Consider the following 19,194-nt stretch of genomic DNA (forward strand, 5'->3'; position numbering starts at 1 on the left):
AATTAACTTCTTAACTGTTTTAAAATAGATTTTGCTTTTCTTTTGTGATAAGGGTTATTTACTATTTGTTTTAAGGTTTTAATACTTTGTGATTTATTATCTAGTTCATAGTAGCACAAAGCTTTAAGTATCTGTTTTTCTCCATCAAGTTTACTATTTCTTTTTGTTCTCATATTTTTGATTATTTTTATACTTTTAGAGTATTCTTGTTGAGTATAATAAATATTTGCAAGAATCATTTTAAATCTATTTTTCTTTGCAAACTTAGATTCTTCAAGTTTTTGTATTGCTAAATCAATTTGTTTTGAGTTTAGATAACTTGAAACAATAATTTCGAAGATTTTTTGATCTTCTTTTATCATTTTTTCATCAACTGCTTTAGTTAAAAGTTCACCAGCTTTTTTATAAACTTCATTTTGTAGAAGAATATTTATAAAGTATAAAATATTATCTTTTTTTGTAAGAATATTGTTTTTATATGCTAACTCTAAAGTTGAAAGAGATTTTTTTAATTGATTCTCTTGTTGATAAAGTGAGGCTAGTTGTACCCAGTATTCTTCTTTTGTATTAAATATTTTCACCATCTTTTTCATAATACTAATTGCATTTTTATAATCTTTTAATTCTACATACGAAGAGTAGATTACTTTATACCAAGACTCTTTTATATCTTTTTTTAAAGAGAAATATTTTTTTGAATATTTAACACTATTTTTATAATCTTTTTCATAATAATAAGCAAGTATCAAATTTTCATATATATCTTCTTTGTTTATGACTTTACTTTTTAAAAGTTCTTTTGACAAAGCTAAGCTTTTTTTGTATTGTTCATTTGAAAGATATACTTTTGAAAGAGAAAATTTAATACTTTGAATACTTTTTTCTTCAAAAGCTTTTAATTTTATAATCTTTTCATATGCCTTTGCAACTTTCTTATACTCTCCATCATTTATATAAACATTTGCTAATGTTTGTAAAATATATGATTTTTCATAAGAGTTTTTATCCTCTTTTAAAAGTTTCTCAAGCATAACTTTTGCTTTTTTAAAATCCTCTTTTTGCATAAACTCTTGAGCTTTCATCAAGCTATTGTATGTACTTTTTGACATACTGCTTTTTGCGTACAATCCACTGCTTAAACAAAGTACTACTACAATTAGTAATTTTTTAATCATCTTGCCAACCTAAAGTTAAATGTAATTGTTGCATTTTTAAAAGTTCCAGCAACATCATCTTTTGATGGTTTAAATCTCCATCTTTTCATAGCTTTTATTGCTGCTCTTTCAAATACACCTTCAGGATCTGATTTCATAACTTTTACATCTGAAACGAATCCACTTGAATCTATTTTAAACGCAAGTTGTACAAATCCCTCTTGTCTTCTTATCTTAGCTCTTCTTGGGTACCTTGGATTTACTCTTGTAATTGCTGTTAACATATTTGCATCTAAAAGGTTTGAACCTAACTCAATTTGCGCCCCATTTAAAGAGTTAATTGAAGATATATCAATATTTGGATTAACTGCCAATGGCTTGATCTTCATATTTTTATCAAGTTTTTTGTTTAGATTTGTTTTTAAATCTAATTTTTTTGGTTCTACTTTTTTTACAGGCTCTTTTGGTTTAACTCTTTTTTTCTTCTCAATATGCGTATCTTTTTTATCTCTTAGATATGTAAGCTGTATAGGATTTGACTCTTTTTTTACTACATCACTTTGTGTAGTTGTCATTTTTTGCATAAGCAAAAACATACCAACACTAATAAAAAAAGATAAACATATAGCTATGATAACTCTCATATCAATTCTTTAATGTTGAGATTGAAATATTTGTAATACCTGCAAGTCTTACTTGATCCATAACTTTTACTAAAACACCAGTTCTTGAGTCTTTATCTGATTGAACTACAACGCTATTTTGTGAATTAGTAGCTTTTAATCTTTCAATATTTGATCTAACTGCTCTTATGTCAACCATTCTTTTATCAATCCAAATTTCATCATTGTTTTTAATTGCAATTAATATATTTGCTTGTGCTTTTTGCTGACTTGTTTTCGCACTTGGTCTATTTACTTCAACCCCAGCTTCTTTAACAAATGATGTAGTTACAATAAAAAATATAAGCATAATAAATACTACATCAAGCATAGGAGTTAGGTTTATCTCTGTCTCTTCTTTATTATTTTTGTGGGAAAATCTTCTCATTATAAAACCTTTGAAATCTCTAAATATAATTTATCTGTATGGTATTTGATTGATAGTTCTAATTTCTTTTCAAATAGTATTCCACTTAGTGCAACTACCATTCCTGCCATTGTTGGAATAGTTGCCATTGAAACACCATTTGCCATAGATTTAACATCACTTGTTCCATTTAATGCCATTACATCAAATACTTCAATCATCCCTGTAACAGTTCCTAAAAGTCCCACAAGTGGGCATACTATAATTAAAGTTTTTATAAAACTAAGACCTGTTTTCAATTTTGTATTTGAATCTTCAATTATGTATTTTTTTATCTCTTCTTTAAATTTTTGATTCACTTTTGAGTTTTTTAAATCACCTAATAAACTTTTTTTGTATTTTCTATACTCAAAGCTTATGTAAATATATCGCTCAACTAGTAGTGCCCATAAAAATAGGGCAATACCAAACACTATATAAAGTACAAAGCCACCTCTTTCAAAGAAGCCAAATAGATTATCTATGTATATATCAATCATTTTGTTTTAAATTTTTTGCTAACATTCCAATACTTTGCTCTTCTAAAATAGATACAATTGCTTCTGATTTTGAAGAGATGTATGTATATGCAAAAAGTAAAGGAATTGCTGTAACTAAACCTAAAACTGTTGTAATTAAAGCTGTTGAGATACCTCCAGCCATTAGTTTTGGGTCACCTGTACCAAATAAAGTGATTGCTTGGAAAGTTGCAATCATACCTGTAACAGTTCCTAGTAATCCAAGTAGTGGAGTTACTGCTGCAAGTAGTTTTACGAAACTTTGTCCTTTTTTGATATTATTTGTTTCTTTTAATATTGCTTCACCAATTTTAATCTCTAAATCACTTATTGAATCATTTATATTCTTATAAAATATTCCTGCTATTTTTCCTAAAGAGTTTGAGTCATCATATTTTGAGATATCTTTTCTTTGCTTTCTTATTTTTGTATGAATGATATTTAAAACTATCATTTTATAAATTGCAAAAAGTAAACCAAGTCCACCTAATGTAAGAATAATATATCCTACAATTCCACCTTGATTTATTCTATCCATTAGTGTTGGATTATTTCCAAGCATTGTAAAAAGTGTACCTTTTGTTGGGTCAATTAAAATATTTTTAATCTCATTTGAACTATTTTCAAACTCTTTTGCACTATCTTTATAGCTTGATGCTGGTTGAACTGATAATTCAATCAAAGCATTCATATCATCAGAATATGTTAAAAATTCTCCCTTTGAAAAAGCCGAAAACTGACCAACTCTTGTAACTTCTTGAGTATTTTTTTCTCCATTATGTGCAATAACAGTTGCTTCATATTTTGAAATATTTCCACTTTGAATAATTTCATCTAACATTGTATGCCAAAATGTTGTAAGTTCATCAATTGTTGGAAGTTTTTTCGAATTAGAGAATTTTGTGAAAACTTCTTTCTTTTGTGGAAACTGTGATGCTGTGAAACTTCTTTTATAACTTGTCAAAAAGTCAGCTGATGTTTGTCTAACACTTCCAAACATTTCACCTAAATCACCAATTTTAATATTTAGTTCTGACTCTTTTTTAGCCAAGATTTTTTCATTTTTCTCAATAATCTTTTTAAGTCTTGCTGTTTCAAGATTCTCTTGTTTTAACTCTCTTTTTGTTTTATTTAATAGCTCTTTTTGTCTATTTTTATTTTCAATAAAATCTTTTAATCTTTTATTCTCTTGAATTATTTCTTTATTAGAAGATTGTTTAACATTATTTAGTAAAGAGTTTAAATCAAGGGCAAAACTTGAATTTATAAGTAATAATACAGTTAATATATATTTAATCATTACATACCTTTCTTAGTTAGAAATGGAAGGTTTAATAAATCAACATTTTGATGTTTTTTAGCGATTTTAATACCTTTTCTTATATTTGATTTTGCATCACTATTATCTATTTTTACCCAAGATTTAGTTTGCTTATTCCAGTATCCATACTCTTTTAAGTCTAAACTTTGATAATATAATGCAGTTCTTCCTAATCTTAAAAAGTTATATGTTTTATTATCAATTTTATCTTGATAAGTTTCTATATTATTTGAGTAGTCATACTCAATTTTAAATGCTTCTAAAATAATTCTATATTTCTCTGCTGTTTTAATATCAGATTTATCTAAACTTGTTTTTAATTTTTCTATTCTATTTGTTCTTTCTTCTAAAAGAAAAGGCATATCCATTTTTACAAGTTGTTCTAAACTCTCTACCATTTTTAGCATAAGTGGAAAAATATTTTTTTGAGTATTTTCTATATCAATTAATTGTTGGTCAATATTTTTTAACTCATTTTCTTGTGAACTTAGTATTTTTCTTAGTTGATTGTTGTAGATTCTACTATTTTTAAGTTCGGCATTTGTATATTTATATACACTTAATATCTCTTGAGTTTTTTCATCAAGATTGTCTATTTTTTTTTGGTATGTTTTCAATTTATTGTTTGTTTTTTCAATTATATTCATTGATTTATCAATTTCATCAGCCATTATTGATGAAATTGATAAAATTGAAAAAAAGCCAATTTTTAAAAGCCAATTCATTTATAACCTTTTTATGTTAATTTTGAGAATTATAATCAATAATGAATAAAAGTAAACTTATTTATTAATCTTTCATGATAAGAAACAGTTAATTTTATTCATAACCTATAAAAACAAATAGTAATATTACTATTTGTTTTTTAGTTCTAAAAGAAGTTTATTAGTGTTTTTTATACTAATAAAAATAGTTGCAAGAAGTAGAATAAAAGCGATTAAAATACTAATAGTAACAGCATTACTAGTTGCAATTGTAGCATCTGTTCTACTTCTTTTTTTTGGTTTTTCTTTACTTTTTTCAGAAACTTTAACTTCTTTAAAACCATCAGGAGGGGCAATACCATCTTTGATAACAGTATGACCTTCTCCCCCATCTAAAACTATTTGATAAGGAATTTTTGGAATATCAATAGTAAGTTCATTAGAAGCAGGAAGTCTTTTCTCAAAAAGAATCTCTTTATTGTGTAATGCCTCTAAAACCAATAAAGCACCAGCAGCACTTTGTCCTGTATTAAATACTCCTTGAGCAGTAATTGTTCCATCTTCATTATCCATTACACTTAAAACTAGTGAATGTGAATATAAAAATATAGGAGTTAATAAAATTAGTAATAAACTAGATATTTTTTTCATCTTTAACCTTTTTATTTAAAATCCAAAATGATTTAGCTTCACTTCTATTAGAAGGAAGTTTTTTAGCAACATAAATTAAAATTGCACCAAATAGAATAAGTGAAATATCCACAGTAAGTATATTTTTTAGATTAAAACTTATAAGTTCAAAAAAAGAGAATCCAGAATTTATTGAGTGAATAAATGCAGAAAGAATAAAAATTACTCCACCAGAGTATAAAAACTCTTTAGAAGCTTGATAAGAGTTGATTCTAAAAAAAGACCAAAAAAGAGTAAAAAGCCAAACATTATAAAAAATGCCTTGTTGCCAAAGTACTCTATGCTCTAAAGAGAAAGGAAGTAGCCATTGAAGTAAAAAAAGCACTCCAGTTGCTGGTATTACACCAATCATACTTGCAAGAGTAAATTTTCCTAACCAGTGATAAAATGTAATTTTTTTATCATACTTCTTAGCTTTTTTTTCTAAATATAACATCATCGCAAAACCAATTGCAATTGCACATAAAGCCATAATAATTGCAACTATAATTCTTGAAAAGATATCTATTCCAAATAAAAAATGTAAGAAAAATAGACTCTCAGCTACAAATACAGGCCAAACTTTATCCATAACTTTTTGATTTTTTATTAGTTTTCCTGATTGGGCATTTAAAGTAACTGTTGGACGATTAAATATTCCTCCATTTAAAAATGGTTTATAAGGGTTATATCCTACTATTTCTACTTGTGATGATTTGTCATTCCAGTTTTTTAATCTTATTTGTTTAAAAGTAAGGTCAGGATTAACTTTTGAAGCTTTTTTTAGTAGCTCTTTTAACTCAAGCATTTTTGTTGGTTCATTTAATTTTTTAATAGGTTTATTCTCTTCAAAGAGTACTTTCCCTACAACTTCATCAATTGCTTTTGCTTGCCCTTTTGAAACTATTTTTGACATAGGTCCTGAACTTATTAAACCAACATTCATAACAGCTCCACTTAAAGTAATAAGTAAAAATGGTAAAAATGCCCAAGTAAATACTTTTACATGTATTTTAGAAAATACTGCTTGTTGATTTTTCCCTTTATTTGCAAATTTAAATAAGTATATTAAAATAAGTCCTGTAATAGTTAAAACTAAAGTTCCAACTGCTACAAAGCCAAAAGATAAACGACCTATTAGTTTTAAAGGTTGCCCATAATGTAGCTCATTTAAAAAATCAGCAAGATGAGATTTTTCTTTTGTTTCATCCTCTAATCTCTCTTTTGTTGTAGGATTAAAAGCGATTGGCTTTACAAAAGGGTTTGTAATTATAACAGCGGGGTCATTCATCCTTCCAGGAAGATTTATTAATATATCATCTTTTGGAAAACTTTCATCTTCTAAAACTTTATTTATCATATAATTATAATCTATATTAAAAATATCAGTAGTTTGGATATGTCTTGATGGTTTTTCCCATGTTTTAATATAAGGAAGAAGTATTGCAAAAATACCAAAAAATATCGCAATATACATAATTATAGAAAAAATTACTCCAGCAGCGATATGAATTCTAAAAAGTCTTTGTTTAAAAAGTTTTGATTTGCTCTCTTGCATATAAAATCCTTAATATAATATATAAAGTGCAATTGCACAAATTGTAGTTGGGATTAAGAATCTAAGTAATGCAATAAGTTTTGTATAAGATAGTGCAATCCATGTTGTAGCGCAAGCCCATGCTAAAGTATTAAACATTATTGAAATTATTGTAGATTCTTGAATTTTAAGTGGGAGAATAAAAGCAAGTAGTGTCATAAATAAATAAGAAAGAATTAATCCTCCAAATATACTTAAAACAACTCTAAACCAGCCTAATATTTTTCCATTTTCTTCAGGAGTATTTAGTTTTGTATATGTCTTTTTTATCATATATTACCTTTGTTTATTTCCCCAAAATTTGGGGAAATTTTAAAATCTATAGCTAATACTAGCCATAACTGTTCTAGCAGTTCCTGCATAAACTCTTGTTCCTCTAGCATTACTTGATAAAGCACCATCAACATATTTTTCATCAGTTAAATTTTGAACACTTAAATTTACTCTGTAATTGCCTTTTTTATAACCAAGTGTTGCATTGTAGATAATTTCTGAGTCAAATTTTATTTTATTTGCATCATCTGCATATCTACTTCCTAAATACCTAGCTCCACCTCCAATATACATATTTGGAAGATTTAATGAAGTTAAATTATATGTAGTAAATATATTTGCTGTATGTTTTGGTATATTTCTTAATTCATTATCATTGTTATCTTTGTTTTTTGTATCTGTATATCCATATGATGCAACAATTGACCAGTTTGAAGTAATTTGTCCTGATAAGTCAAACTCAAAACCTTTACTTTTTTGTACCCCACTTGCAATAGAGGCTTGGTTTGTTGGATCATTTGGATCACTTAAAGCAATATTCTCTTTTTCTATTTTAAACATTGCAGCAGTAAGATGAAGATTATCATTAAATAGTTTTTGTTTAACTCCTATTTCATATCCTTTACCCTCTTCAGGGTCAAGAATGTTTCCTTTAATATCATTTGCGCTATTTGGATTAAAAGACTCAGAATAGTTTGTATAAATAGAAGTTTGAGGTGTGATTTTATAAACTAATCCAAAAGATGGTGTTAAGGCATCACTTCTTTGCCCATTTTGTGGTTTTGATTCACTATATCTAACACCAGCACTAAAGATTAAATCATCTGTAAGATTTATGCTATCTTGTAAAAATGTTCCCCATGATTTAAAATATGTTTTATCATTTGACATATTCATTGCACCAGAGTGATCTGATAAATCAGTTAATGATTCATAATCAGGATGAGAAATATCTATATTATATGCAGCAAATGGGTCAAAAAACATATCTAGTTTTGAATAAGCTTTATTATAATCAATTCCAGCACTAATATTGTTTTTAAAATCTAAGATATTTACTTGTTTATTTAAAGTATATTGTAATACATGCTCTTGAAACTCTTGTTTTTGATATGCATATGCTCTTTTTACTGTATTTGTAGCTTCATTGAAACTTTGTGGCATATGAACATTTCCATTATCTCCTATATAATCTATATATCTATATCTTAAGTTAGAGTTCCAAGTATCAAAACTACTATCAAAATCAAAACCAACTATTTTTTGAGTCTTTTTAAACTCTTCATCTGGGTTAGAAATAGTATTTTTTAAAGGTGCGATAAGTTTACCCTTACTATTAACATAAGTACCAAACGCAGATGCAGAAGTTTCATCTGTATACTCTGCTAAAACAGTTAATGTATTATTTTCATCAAAGTCATATGCAATAGAAGGAGCAAGAAAAACTCTATTTGTATCTGTATTTGAGTTAGTATATCCTTCATCATATTTAAGTGTAGAAACCAATCTATATCTTAATGAACCATCTTCATTTATACTACCTGTTACATCAAGTTTTGGTGTATATGAGTTATTGTCTGTAAGTTCTAAAGATATTTCAGAAGAAGCCTCTTTTTGTGGTTTTTTACTAACTAAGTTTACTAATCCACCAGGACTTGACTCTCCATATTGTAAAGAGTCAGGTCCTTTTAAAACTTCAACTCTTTCAAGATTAAATATCTCAGGGTGAGCAATTTTATTAGTGATTTTTAAACTATCAAATAGAATTGGAACACTAGAAAATCCTCTCATCCCAATTTGAGTAGTTCTTCCATGACTATCACCTTGATAAGTTGTATTTGATGACATTTGTATAATATCTTCAATATTTTGAATTTGTGCATCTTGGATTAAGTCTTGATTAAATACTTGAATAGATTTTGCACTATTTTCTATATCTATATTTGTTCTATTTAGAGAAGGTTTCTCTTTTGTTAAGTAGTTTGATGTTTCACTTCCTATAATAGTAACACTATTTAGTTTTTTTGTCTCTTCTTTGTTCGTTTGTTTACTATTTGCAAGCAGGGGTGAACTTGCTAGTAAAATAGTACAAAGAGATATTGACAGCTTTTTTGGTAAACCAAAAGTTTTCATTTATGTGTACTCCTCAAATAATTTAGGGAATAATACATAAAATGATTATGATTATCAATATGTTAATATCATAAAAAGGAAAATATTAGCTACAAAAAGGAAATTTAAAAACTATTACTTTTTTTTCTATATTCACTAGGACTTATTTTAAAGTGATTTAAAAATAGTTTACTAAAGTGACCTATATGTTTGTATCCCACTTTTAAGCATGTTTCTTTTACACTAAAGTTTTCTTCTAGTAACTCTTTTGCAACTTCTAGTCTTCTTTTTTGAAGCATTTTATATATAGTTGTGCCATAGTACTGTTTAAAATCTTTTTTTAAATAACACTCATTTGTTGCTGCTTTATTTGCGATATCTTTTATGCTTAAAGGTTTTGAATATTGTGAGATAATTATCTGCTTTGCTTTTTTAAGTGATTCTATTTTTTCCATATCAAAATCCTCACTATTGGTACATTTATTAATTATTTTATTTATAGTGTAATGTGATAAGTTTAGTGCCATTGATTCAAGATGAAGATTAGATAGACTATTTTCATTGATTGTTTTATTTTCAAAGTAAGACAATAACTCAAACTGATAAGAATCAATATATCCACCTTCAATAATAAAGTGATTAACTGCTTTAGTCTCTTGCATTATTTCACTTAAATTTTCTAGTTTCTTTGCTAGTTGTAGAAAAAGAAGCTCTTTTATTCCAATCGTTATTGCTTTACACTGTCTGTTTTTCTTTAGATGCATCTCTACAGAAAAATCATCTGAGGAAAGACCAATAAAAAATGAGTTCTTTTTTAGTATAAACTCTTTATTACCTTTGAAAAAATATTTTATATTATTTGATAAATTAAAAATCAATACCGCTCCTGCAATATTTGAAGAAAGATAAATATTATAATCATCATTTAGTTTGTAATCACATGAAGAACTAGCTATACCATTTCCAAAATCGTGCCAAAGAAAAACTCCATTTCCATAATTGTGCTTTATATTTGTCAATAAAGTCTCTCTTGAAAAAGGATTATTGATTTTTTTGCTAATTTCTATTAAATTATTATGATTTACTTTATTCATTATTTTAAATATCCTTGAAATAAAATAGCTATAGTAGTAAAAAAAAATTAAAATATCTTTAATTATTGATAGTGATAATTATAATTAGAGGATAAAGGAAAATAACTCTTAAGCAATGTTAAGAGTTATTTTATCTTTTAAAATTTATAACTTATAGTTGCAAGAACGGCTCTTGGCTCTCCTATATATACTCGTGTATCACTTGTAGTCCCTGAAGCTGAACCATCTACATACTCTTCATCTGTTAAGTTTTGAACACTAAGATTTGCTTTCCAGTTTCCTTTTTTATAGCCAATTGTTGCATTATAAACAATAGTTGAGTCTAGTTTTATGCTATTTGCATCATCTGCATATTTACTTCCAATATATCTAGCTCCTGCACCCACATAAAAATTTGCTAAGTCAAAAGCTGATAGTTTATATTTTGTAAAAATATTAGCAGTATGTTTTGGAATATTTCTTAAGTTGTTATCATCGTTGTTCTTATCTTTTGTTTTTGTATATCCATATGAAGCAATCATAGACCAATTTTGTGTAATATCTCCTACTAAATCAATTTCAAATCCATGACTTTCTTGTTTTCCACTTGGAACTGACCATCCACTAAGAGATGGAGCATTTGGATCTGCTAATGCAATATTCTCTTTTTCTATTTTAAACACAGCAGTTGTTAAATTTAATTTATCATTAAATAGTTTTTGTTTAATTCCAAATTCATAACCTTTTCCTGTTTCAGGATCTAAAACATTTCCACTTTTATCTATGGCGCTATTTGGAGTAAATGATTCAGAGTAGCTTGTATATAAACTTGTTTTATTTGTAATATGATAAACCAATCCAAAAGATGGAGTAATAGCATCACTTTTTTGTCCCTCTTGAGGTTTAGATTCACTATATCTTAGTCCTGCATTAAATATTAGTTTATCTGTAAGATTTATACTATCTTGTAGAAACATTCCCCAAGATTTAACACTTGTTTTTGCTTGTGACATATCTCTTGTTATATTATATGAATCTACAGGATTTATGTGCTGTTCATAAACAGGATTTGAAAGATTTATATTATAAGGATGCATTGCAATATTTGAACTTCCTTGAGAAGTTGATTTATTATAATCAGCTCCAATGCTAATATTATTTTTTATATTAAGTATTTGAAACTCTTTATTAAAAGTATATTGTAAAGCATGTTCTTTAAATTCACCTCTTTGATTTGCAGGAAATCTTGTCACTTCATTTGTGGCTTCATTATACATAAGAGGTAAATAAACATTTCCATAATCTCTTATATGTTTAATATATCTATATTTAAAATTAGAACTCCAAGTGTTGTATTTACTATCAAAATCAAAGCCAAGAACTTTTTGAGTTCTTTCAAACTCTTCATCTGGATGAGAAGTGACATTTTTGATTGGTGCTACAAGTTCTCCTTTACTATTTACATTAGTTCCAAAATTTGTAGGAGATGTTTCTTTATTGTATTCACTAATAAAAGTAAAAGTATTATTATCATTTATATCATATGCTAAACTAGGAGCAATAAATATTTTATTTGTATTTGTATTGCTATTTGTATATCCCTTATCATATTTATAAGTAGAAATAAGCTTATAATATAGTGATTTATTTTTATTTAAACTTCCAGTAATATCAATTTTTGGCTTATATGAGGGATTGTCATTTATTTCAAACTCTAAATTTGCCATAGACTCTTTTGAGGGTTTTTTCTTAACTAAATTTACAATTCCGCCTGGACTTGATTGTCCATATTGTAAAGAATCAGGTCCTTTTTGTACTTCAACTGAATCCAAAGCAAATACTTCTGGATTAGGAATTTTATTTGTAACTTTTAATCCATCAATTAAAATAGGAACTGATGAAAATCCTCTCATGGAAATATTAGTTGATTTCCCATCTGTATTGCCAGTATAAACAGTATTTGATGATAACTCTATAATATCATCAATATTTTGAAGATTGGCATCTTGAATAAAAGCCTCATTAAAAACTTGAATAGATTTTGCAGTATCTTCTATATCAATGCCTGTACGATTTAATTTTATTTTTTCTTCACTTTGATAACTTGAAATAGCATTTTCAATTATATTAACTTCATCTAATTTTGTACTCTCTTGTGCAAAAAGTAATTCACCTGTTAATAAAAAAGAAGAAAGACTTATGCATAAATTCCTTTTAAGAAATTTTTTATTCATATAATACTCCTAAAATTTTTATTTTTGGATATTATATAAAACAATACTAATTATCAATATCTAAAAAACACTATAAGGAAAAATATCTTGTATAATAAGGAAATCAATAATTATTAAGCTCTTTTCTATAATTATTTGGAGTAATTAAAAAATGATTGAAAAAGAGTTTACTAAAATAGCTAGTATTATTATATCCTACTTTTAAAGCAACTTCTTTTACACTAAAATTTTCTTTTAAAAGTCTTTTTGCAACTTCTAATCGTCTTTCTTGAATCATTTGTAGGATTGTCATTCCATAATATTCTTTAAAATCTTTTTTTAAATAACACTCATTTATTGCAGATTTATAAGCTATATTTTTTATAGATAATTTAGAGTTATAATCTTTCATAATTATCTCTTTTGCTCGCTCTAAAGAGGATATTCTATCTTTTTTTAAGCTTATTGAAGATTTATCATTTAAAGATTTAGAAATTTTTTCAATTGTATGATGAAGTAAGTTTGTAATTTTTGATTCTAAATATATACTTTTTAAACTATCCTCAAAATAGTTTTCATCTTTAAAATCATTGGATAATTCAGATTGGAGTGCATCAATTTGCAAATTTCCTAGAACATAATAGCTTTGTTTAAATGCAAGTTCCATGTATTTTTTAATATTTTCAATTTTATATGCAATTTTTAAAAATAGGTCACTTTTTGTTCCTATGAAAATAGAAATAAAAGCTTGATTTTTTTTCAAAGGAATTTCACAATAAAACTCATTTGAAGCTAGTTCTAAAAAAAAGTGATTTTTTCTTAAAATATGCTCTTTTTCATCTTTATATGCAAAATTAATATTTGAACCAAGATTAAAGATTAAACATGCTCCTGGAACTTGTGATTTTTCATATAATAATAAATCTTTATTAGGAGTAATTTTTCTAACAAAAAGCGCAATACCATTTCCCATATCATAAAAGATAGTAAAACCTTCTCCATACTCTTTTTTTATTTTTGCAAAAGATGTCTCTCTTGAAAAAGGATTTTGAATCTTCTTTTCTATATCTATTAAATCGTAGTAGTTTACTTTTTCCATTATTTATTATTATCCTTATTTCATTTTGATAATAATAATTAAAATATGATTAATAGATATTTAATTAAACAGAGTAATTAAGTGTTTGAATAAAGAGTTTTTGTCTTCGTTGTATCTAATTATTGACTCTTTAATATGCAATTTAAAGTTATTTTTATTAATACCCCTAAATTTTTTTAATCTTGTGTTTATAAAATCTTCAAAGCAATTTTGGGTTTTTAAAAAGCCTATAACAATAAATCTTTCTTCTCTTTTATTATATAAAAGCTTTGCACTATTTGCTTTTTTATGTTTTAATAATTGCTCTTTTATCTGTTTGTCAATCTTTGTACAATTTTCTTCAACTGATATTATTTTCTCTTCATCTTCAAGAAAAAACATAATTTCATTATTAAAATTAATATATTTTAGCAAACAGCAGTTTTTACAAGTGATTTTTTTCTCATTAGAAATCAAATGAAAACGTATTTTTTTATAGTAGCTATTTACTGTTTGTCTACTAATATCTAGCTTTTTTGCTGTTTGACTTGCAGTTAAATCTTGGGTAAAGCAAAGAGATAACTTCTCAAGTTTTGAAGAAGTAAGTTTAGAGTTTTTAATTTTATATTTTATTAAATCTATATTTGACATAAAATAATTATATTTAAAATAAATGTGTAAAAAATGTGAAATATTTTTTCTAAAATTATCTTGTCATGATAAAAACTTTACTAAAGCCTTTGTAAGGAAAAAAAAGAAATAATTCCACATATTAATTCTGATAATGATTATCACACACAAGGGGAAAATTAATGAAATCATTTAATAAAAAGATATTAACACTATCTTTATTTGCAGCTTTTGCATTGCAATCAAATCTAGTTGCAAAAGATGGAAAATCTTTAGGTACAGTTGATGTAGTCTCTTCAAATGACACAGAAACTACAAAATCATATACAGTGGATTCTATGAGAACATCTTCAAAACTAAATCTTTCTATAAAAGATACACCTCAATCAGTATCTGTAATGACTACACAACAAATGAAAGATCAAAATATAACATCATTTCAAGATTTGATGGAAAATGTTTCAGGGGTAACAGTAAATAGATGGGATGAAAGAATCTATCCTTATGCTAGGGGATTTAAAATTGATTATTATAAAGTAGATGGAATGCCTTCTCATGCTACTATTGCAGATAATGATTTTGATTTATCTATGTTTGATAGAGTGGAAATTGTTAAAGGTGCTAATGGCTTAACAACTGGTGCTGGAAATCCTGCTTTAAGTTTAAATTTTGTAAGAAAACATGCAACAAGTAAAGAGTTTAACGGCAATATTTCATTATCTGGTGGTTCATGGGATGCATATAGTGCAACAGCAGATATATCAACTCCTTTAAATAAAAAAGGAAATATAAGAGCTAGAATTGTAGCAAAACATGAAGATAAAAAATCATTTATGGATGGATATGATAAACAAAATGACTTTTTTTATGGTGTTGTAGATATGGATTTAAGTGATACTACATTTTTATCACTAGGTGCAAGTTATCAAAAACTTGATAGAAGTGGTATTAGATGGGGTGGTTTACCAGCTTTTTATAATGACAATAGCAAAACAAATTTTGATAGAAAAGATGCAGTAACTGAAGATTGGACATATTGGGATAGTAAAACAAAAAGTTATTTTTTAGATTTTAAACAGTTTTTATATAAAGATATTGCATTTAATCTATCTTATTCTCATAAAAAAGTTTATAGTGATACATCACTTTTATACTTTGGCGGTAGAGTAGATAAAAATACAGGTTTAGGAGTAGAATATACTCCTCTTGCTTACTCAAATGACCAATATGATAAAGAAGATAATTTAGATGCTTATATTACTGCTCCTTTTGAACTAGGTGGCTTAGACCATGAAATTATATTAGGATATATGTATAATAAAAAAAGACTTGTAAGTAATAAGTGGGGATATCCTTCATTAGCAGGTGCAGTTTTAGATTTTAATAATATAAATATTGCAAAACCAAATCTTGATTATTCAAATAGTGGAACTCCTGATAAAACTGTACAAACAGGTATCTATTTAGTTGGAAAATTCTCTTTACTTGATTCTTTAAAATTAATTACAGGAGCAAGAGTTTCTGATTGGGAGTATGTAAATGAAAAAGGAGAAGGAAATAGAGAGTTTACAAATGAAGTAACTCCATATATTGGTTTAGTTTATGATATTGATAATAATCATTCAATTTATACAAGTTACACAGATATTTTTAATCCGCAAGATAAACGAAGTGCAAGTGGTAATTATTTAGACCCAGTTGAGGGTAAAAATTATGAAATTGGTGTAAAAGGTGAATATTTTGATGGTAGATTAAATGCATCTTTATCTATTTTTAGAATTGAGCAAGATAATGTAGCAAAAAAATTGCCTGGAGTAAAAGTTATAGGAACAAAAAAAGATGCATATGAAATTGCAGAAGGTGTTACAAGTAAAGGTTTTGAGTTTGACATTGCAGGAGCAATAACAGAAGATTGGAGCATAAATTTTGGATTAGCTAATTTTGAAGCTAAAGAGGCAAATGGAGATAAATATGCAACTAATATATCAAGAACAACAGCAAATTTATTTACAAAATATAAGTTAAATGATTTAAGTTTTGGTGCAGGATTAAATTATAAAAGTAAACAAGAAAATAAGAGTAAATATGGGACTATTACACAAGATGCTTATATAATTGCTAATGCAATGGCAAATTATAAAATAAATAAAAATCTAAATTTACAACTAAATGTAAATAATATATTTGATAAAGAATATTATTCAGGGATAGGTGAGAATGGTTCTGCAAATAGTATGACTTATGGTACACCAAGAAATGCTACACTAACTTTACAATACTCATTTTAATTACTAAAAAGGACTTTTCCTTTTTAGTATACACTACAATTATGATAATAACTATTAATATTTATTGAAAATATTGTATAATTCTTTCATGTTAAAAGAAGAATACAAAAAATTAAAAGTACTATATGTTGAAGATGAAGATTTTATAAGAGCAAATGCTGTCTCATATTTAAAAAGATTTTTCCATGATGTATATGAAGCAAATGATGCTTATATGGCTTTAGAACTTATTGAAAAAAAACAACCACACTTAGTAATAACAGATATAAAAATGCCAAAATTAAGTGGTTTAGATATGATAAGAAGAGTAAGACAAACAGATGAAAAGACTCAATTTATAGTGCTTAGTGCTTTTACTAATAAAGACTATTTACTTGATGCAATAGATTTAGGCTTAGTTAAATACTTATCAAAACCCATAAAACATGATACTATTTTTCCTTTGCTTTTAAAGTGTGCAAAACATAGTTTTGAAAATGAGAATAATAAGAAATTTATAAATGAAACTACTTATTTTGATAGTTTTGAGAAGCTCTTAAAAGTAGATGAGCAAGAGATAAAACTAACAAAAAGTGAAATGCTTTTTTTAGAACTTCTTTGTGTTAATTCACCAAAGGTAGTGAGTTATGAAGAAATTCAAGAGTTTGTTTGGGAAGATGAGTTTATGAGCGACAATGCAATTAGACTTTTGGTTCGTGATTTAAGAAAGAAGCTTCCTTGTAAAGCTATCAAAAATGTATCAAAGATTGGATACAAAATAGAACTTTTTAAATGAAAAAGATTTTTTTTATTTTATTTGTCTTTTCTTTCTCTTTTGTTTTTGCAGATAAATTTAATTTAATAAAAAGTTTTCAAGTTTCTGAAGATTTTGAAATATTTAAAGAGTTTGGTAAAAATGACTTTTTAGAGTATAAAAATAAAAAAGTAAAAAAGTTTGCTGTAAAAATAGAGCTTGATAAATCACTTTTAAAAGATAAAGAGTTCTATTTAACAGTGATATCAGATTATGAAAATTTACTTTTTTCAAATATATCTTATATAAAAAATAATCATATTTTAATATCAAAATTAGATGAAAATACTCCTAATGAAATAACTTTTTATTACTCTTATGATAAACCTAAAAGAGCAGGTTTTAGGATTAAAATTATTAGTGAATTTGAGTATAAAAATATTTTTCCATTTGAGGGAATTTTATATGGAGTAGCTTATGGAATCATCTTTTGCGCTTTTTTATACTATTTTATAATATATTTTTCAACTAGAAAAAGTTACTTTTTATATTACTCTATAATGCAAATATTTGTACTAGCATCTTTAATTGGTTTTGTCTATTTTAGCTTTAAACCATACCCTACAAATAATGCTCAAGCAATTGTTGATATTTTTGAAAATATGAGTTTTATTTTTACTTTATTATTTGCAAAAGAGATTTTAAAAACAAAAAAGAAGATGCCATATGCAAACTATTTATTATGTTTTTTAATAGGCATAAATATTGTTGATATTTTTATAATATTTTTTACTAAATACTCTATTTTATATGAATATATGCCTTTTTATATAATCTTTTTATTACCAACTATTTTAGGTATTATTTCAATAATTAACAAAAATGAAAATACTATAATATATACAATTGGTTGGAGTTTTATGACTATTTTTATATATTTGGCTGAAATGGAGTTAATTCCTTTAAGTGGAATATATACAATACATATAGTTGCACCAATGGAGTCTTTAATTTTTAGTTTTGCACTAGCTTTTACTTTAAGAGCTATTGTAAATGAAAAGAATGAAAAGGAAAAATTACTTATTCATAAAAGTAAATTAGCCTCTATGGGTGAGATGATAAACAACATTGCCCATCAATGGAGACAGCCTTTGACTCACTTAAGTTATATAAATATGAACCTACAAATGGCATCTTATGATAATCAACTAAATAAAGAATATCTAAATGAAAAAATAGAAGAATCAAATAATCAACTTGAGTTTATGTCAAATACTATTGAAAGTTTTAGTGATTTTTATAAACCACAAAAACAAAAAGATTATTTTTATATTTCAAGCGCTGTAAAACAAGCAATAAATATTATGTCTGTTATTTTAGATAAATATGATATTGAAATTTCATTGAAAATAAGAAATGATATGAAAATTTACTCTTACGAAAATGAGTATTCTCAAGTTGTATTAAATCTAATAACAAATGCAAAAGATATTTTACTGCAAAGGGAAATCATAAATCCAAAAATCAAAATAACTATTGATACAAATTTAAATAGAAGTGTTACAACTGTTTGTGATAATGCAAAAGGAGTTGATAATAAAAATATTCAAAAAGTATTTGAACCATATTTTACTACTAAAGAAAAAGGAAGTGGAATAGGGCTATATATGTCAAAAACAATAATCAACTCTCACTTTAAAGGAGATTTGAAAGTAACAAACACCAAAGAAGGTGCTTGTTTTTTTATTGAAGTTTGATTTGTT

Annotated in this window: 17 protein-coding genes; 3 read left to right on the top strand and 14 right to left on the bottom strand. The window is 26.0% G+C overall.

Annotated features, from left to right (window positions below; genetic code table 11):
* Positions 1-2: 2 nt before the first annotated feature.
* The 14 genes from AMRN_RS02195 to AMRN_RS02260 form a co-directional block, all read right to left on the bottom strand.
* Positions 3-1,175 carry a tetratricopeptide repeat protein gene (locus AMRN_RS02195; protein ID WP_099309816.1) on the bottom strand — a complete coding sequence of 391 codons (1,173 nt, stop codon included), beginning with the start codon at positions 1,173-1,175 and terminating at the stop codon, positions 3-5.
* Entirely contained in the window at positions 1,172-1,798 is a 627-nt protein-coding gene (locus AMRN_RS02200) for an energy transducer TonB (protein WP_079578077.1), read from the bottom strand. Before AMRN_RS02200 ends, AMRN_RS02195 begins: the two co-directional genes overlap by 4 nt.
* Position 1,799: 1 nt before the next feature.
* Positions 1,800-2,204, bottom strand: a complete 405-nt coding sequence (locus AMRN_RS02205; RefSeq protein ID WP_099309815.1) for an ExbD/TolR family protein — start codon at positions 2,202-2,204, stop codon at positions 1,800-1,802.
* Entirely contained in the window at positions 2,204-2,722 is a 519-nt protein-coding gene (locus AMRN_RS02210) for a MotA/TolQ/ExbB proton channel family protein (RefSeq protein ID WP_079578075.1), read from the bottom strand. Before AMRN_RS02210 ends, AMRN_RS02205 begins: the two co-directional genes overlap by 1 nt.
* On the bottom strand, positions 2,715-4,040 hold the full coding sequence (locus AMRN_RS02215; RefSeq protein WP_099309814.1) for a MotA/TolQ/ExbB proton channel family protein: 1,326 nt from the start codon (positions 4,038-4,040) through the stop codon (positions 2,715-2,717). Before AMRN_RS02215 ends, AMRN_RS02210 begins: the two co-directional genes overlap by 8 nt.
* Complete coding sequence (locus AMRN_RS02220; RefSeq protein WP_099309813.1) at positions 4,040-4,786, bottom strand: DUF3450 domain-containing protein; 747 nt, start codon at positions 4,784-4,786, stop codon at positions 4,040-4,042. Before AMRN_RS02220 ends, AMRN_RS02215 begins: the two co-directional genes overlap by 1 nt.
* A 129-nt stretch (positions 4,787-4,915) precedes the next feature.
* Positions 4,916-5,416 (bottom strand): hypothetical protein, encoded by a 501-nt coding sequence (locus AMRN_RS02225; RefSeq protein WP_099309812.1) that lies wholly within the window; start codon positions 5,414-5,416, stop codon positions 4,916-4,918.
* On the bottom strand, positions 5,400-6,992 hold the full coding sequence (locus AMRN_RS02230; protein WP_099309811.1) for a PepSY-associated TM helix domain-containing protein: 1,593 nt from the start codon (positions 6,990-6,992) through the stop codon (positions 5,400-5,402). The genes AMRN_RS02225 and AMRN_RS02230 overlap by 17 nt, the downstream gene beginning before the upstream one ends.
* 9 nt (positions 6,993-7,001) lie before the next feature.
* Positions 7,002-7,304 carry a hypothetical protein gene (locus tag AMRN_RS02235; RefSeq protein WP_099309810.1) on the bottom strand — a complete coding sequence of 101 codons (303 nt, stop codon included), beginning with the start codon at positions 7,302-7,304 and terminating at the stop codon, positions 7,002-7,004.
* A 39-nt stretch (positions 7,305-7,343) separates the two neighbouring features.
* A complete protein-coding gene (locus AMRN_RS02240) occupies positions 7,344-9,437 on the bottom strand; it encodes a TonB-dependent siderophore receptor (protein WP_099309809.1) in 2,094 nt (697 codons plus the stop codon).
* Between the two features lie 104 nt (positions 9,438-9,541).
* Positions 9,542-10,510 carry a helix-turn-helix transcriptional regulator gene (locus AMRN_RS02245; protein WP_099309808.1) on the bottom strand — a complete coding sequence of 323 codons (969 nt, stop codon included), beginning with the start codon at positions 10,508-10,510 and terminating at the stop codon, positions 9,542-9,544.
* Between the two features lie 137 nt (positions 10,511-10,647).
* Positions 10,648-12,723: a TonB-dependent siderophore receptor gene (locus AMRN_RS02250; protein WP_099309807.1), complete on the bottom strand. Its 2,076-nt coding sequence runs from the start codon at positions 12,721-12,723 to the stop codon at positions 10,648-10,650.
* Between the two features lie 103 nt (positions 12,724-12,826).
* On the bottom strand, positions 12,827-13,801 hold the full coding sequence (locus AMRN_RS02255) for a helix-turn-helix domain-containing protein (protein ID WP_099309806.1): 975 nt from the start codon (positions 13,799-13,801) through the stop codon (positions 12,827-12,829).
* Between the two features lie 60 nt (positions 13,802-13,861).
* Positions 13,862-14,431, bottom strand: coding sequence for a hypothetical protein (locus AMRN_RS02260; RefSeq protein ID WP_099309805.1), 570 nt, complete (start codon positions 14,429-14,431; stop codon positions 13,862-13,864).
* Between the two features lie 161 nt (positions 14,432-14,592).
* On the opposite strand from AMRN_RS02260, the gene AMRN_RS02265 reads away from it, so the two are divergent.
* The 3 genes from AMRN_RS02265 (at position 14,593) to AMRN_RS02275 (ending at position 19,188) form a co-directional block, all read left to right on the top strand.
* Positions 14,593-16,698 carry a TonB-dependent siderophore receptor gene (locus AMRN_RS02265; RefSeq protein ID WP_099309804.1) on the top strand — a complete coding sequence of 702 codons (2,106 nt, stop codon included), beginning with the start codon at positions 14,593-14,595 and terminating at the stop codon, positions 16,696-16,698.
* 88 nt (positions 16,699-16,786) lie between these two features.
* The gene (locus AMRN_RS02270; RefSeq protein ID WP_099309803.1) at positions 16,787-17,473 is read left to right on the top strand and encodes a response regulator transcription factor; all 687 of its coding nucleotides are present in this window, start codon (positions 16,787-16,789) and stop codon (positions 17,471-17,473) included.
* Positions 17,470-19,188 (top strand): sensor histidine kinase, encoded by a 1,719-nt coding sequence (locus tag AMRN_RS02275; protein WP_099309802.1) that lies wholly within the window; start codon positions 17,470-17,472, stop codon positions 19,186-19,188. Before AMRN_RS02270 ends, AMRN_RS02275 begins: the two co-directional genes overlap by 4 nt.
* The last annotated feature ends 6 nt before the right edge of the window (positions 19,189-19,194 follow it).

The sequence above is a fragment of the Malaciobacter marinus genome (genome assembly GCF_003544855.1).
GTDB lineage: Bacteria > Campylobacterota > Campylobacteria > Campylobacterales > Arcobacteraceae > Malaciobacter > Malaciobacter marinus.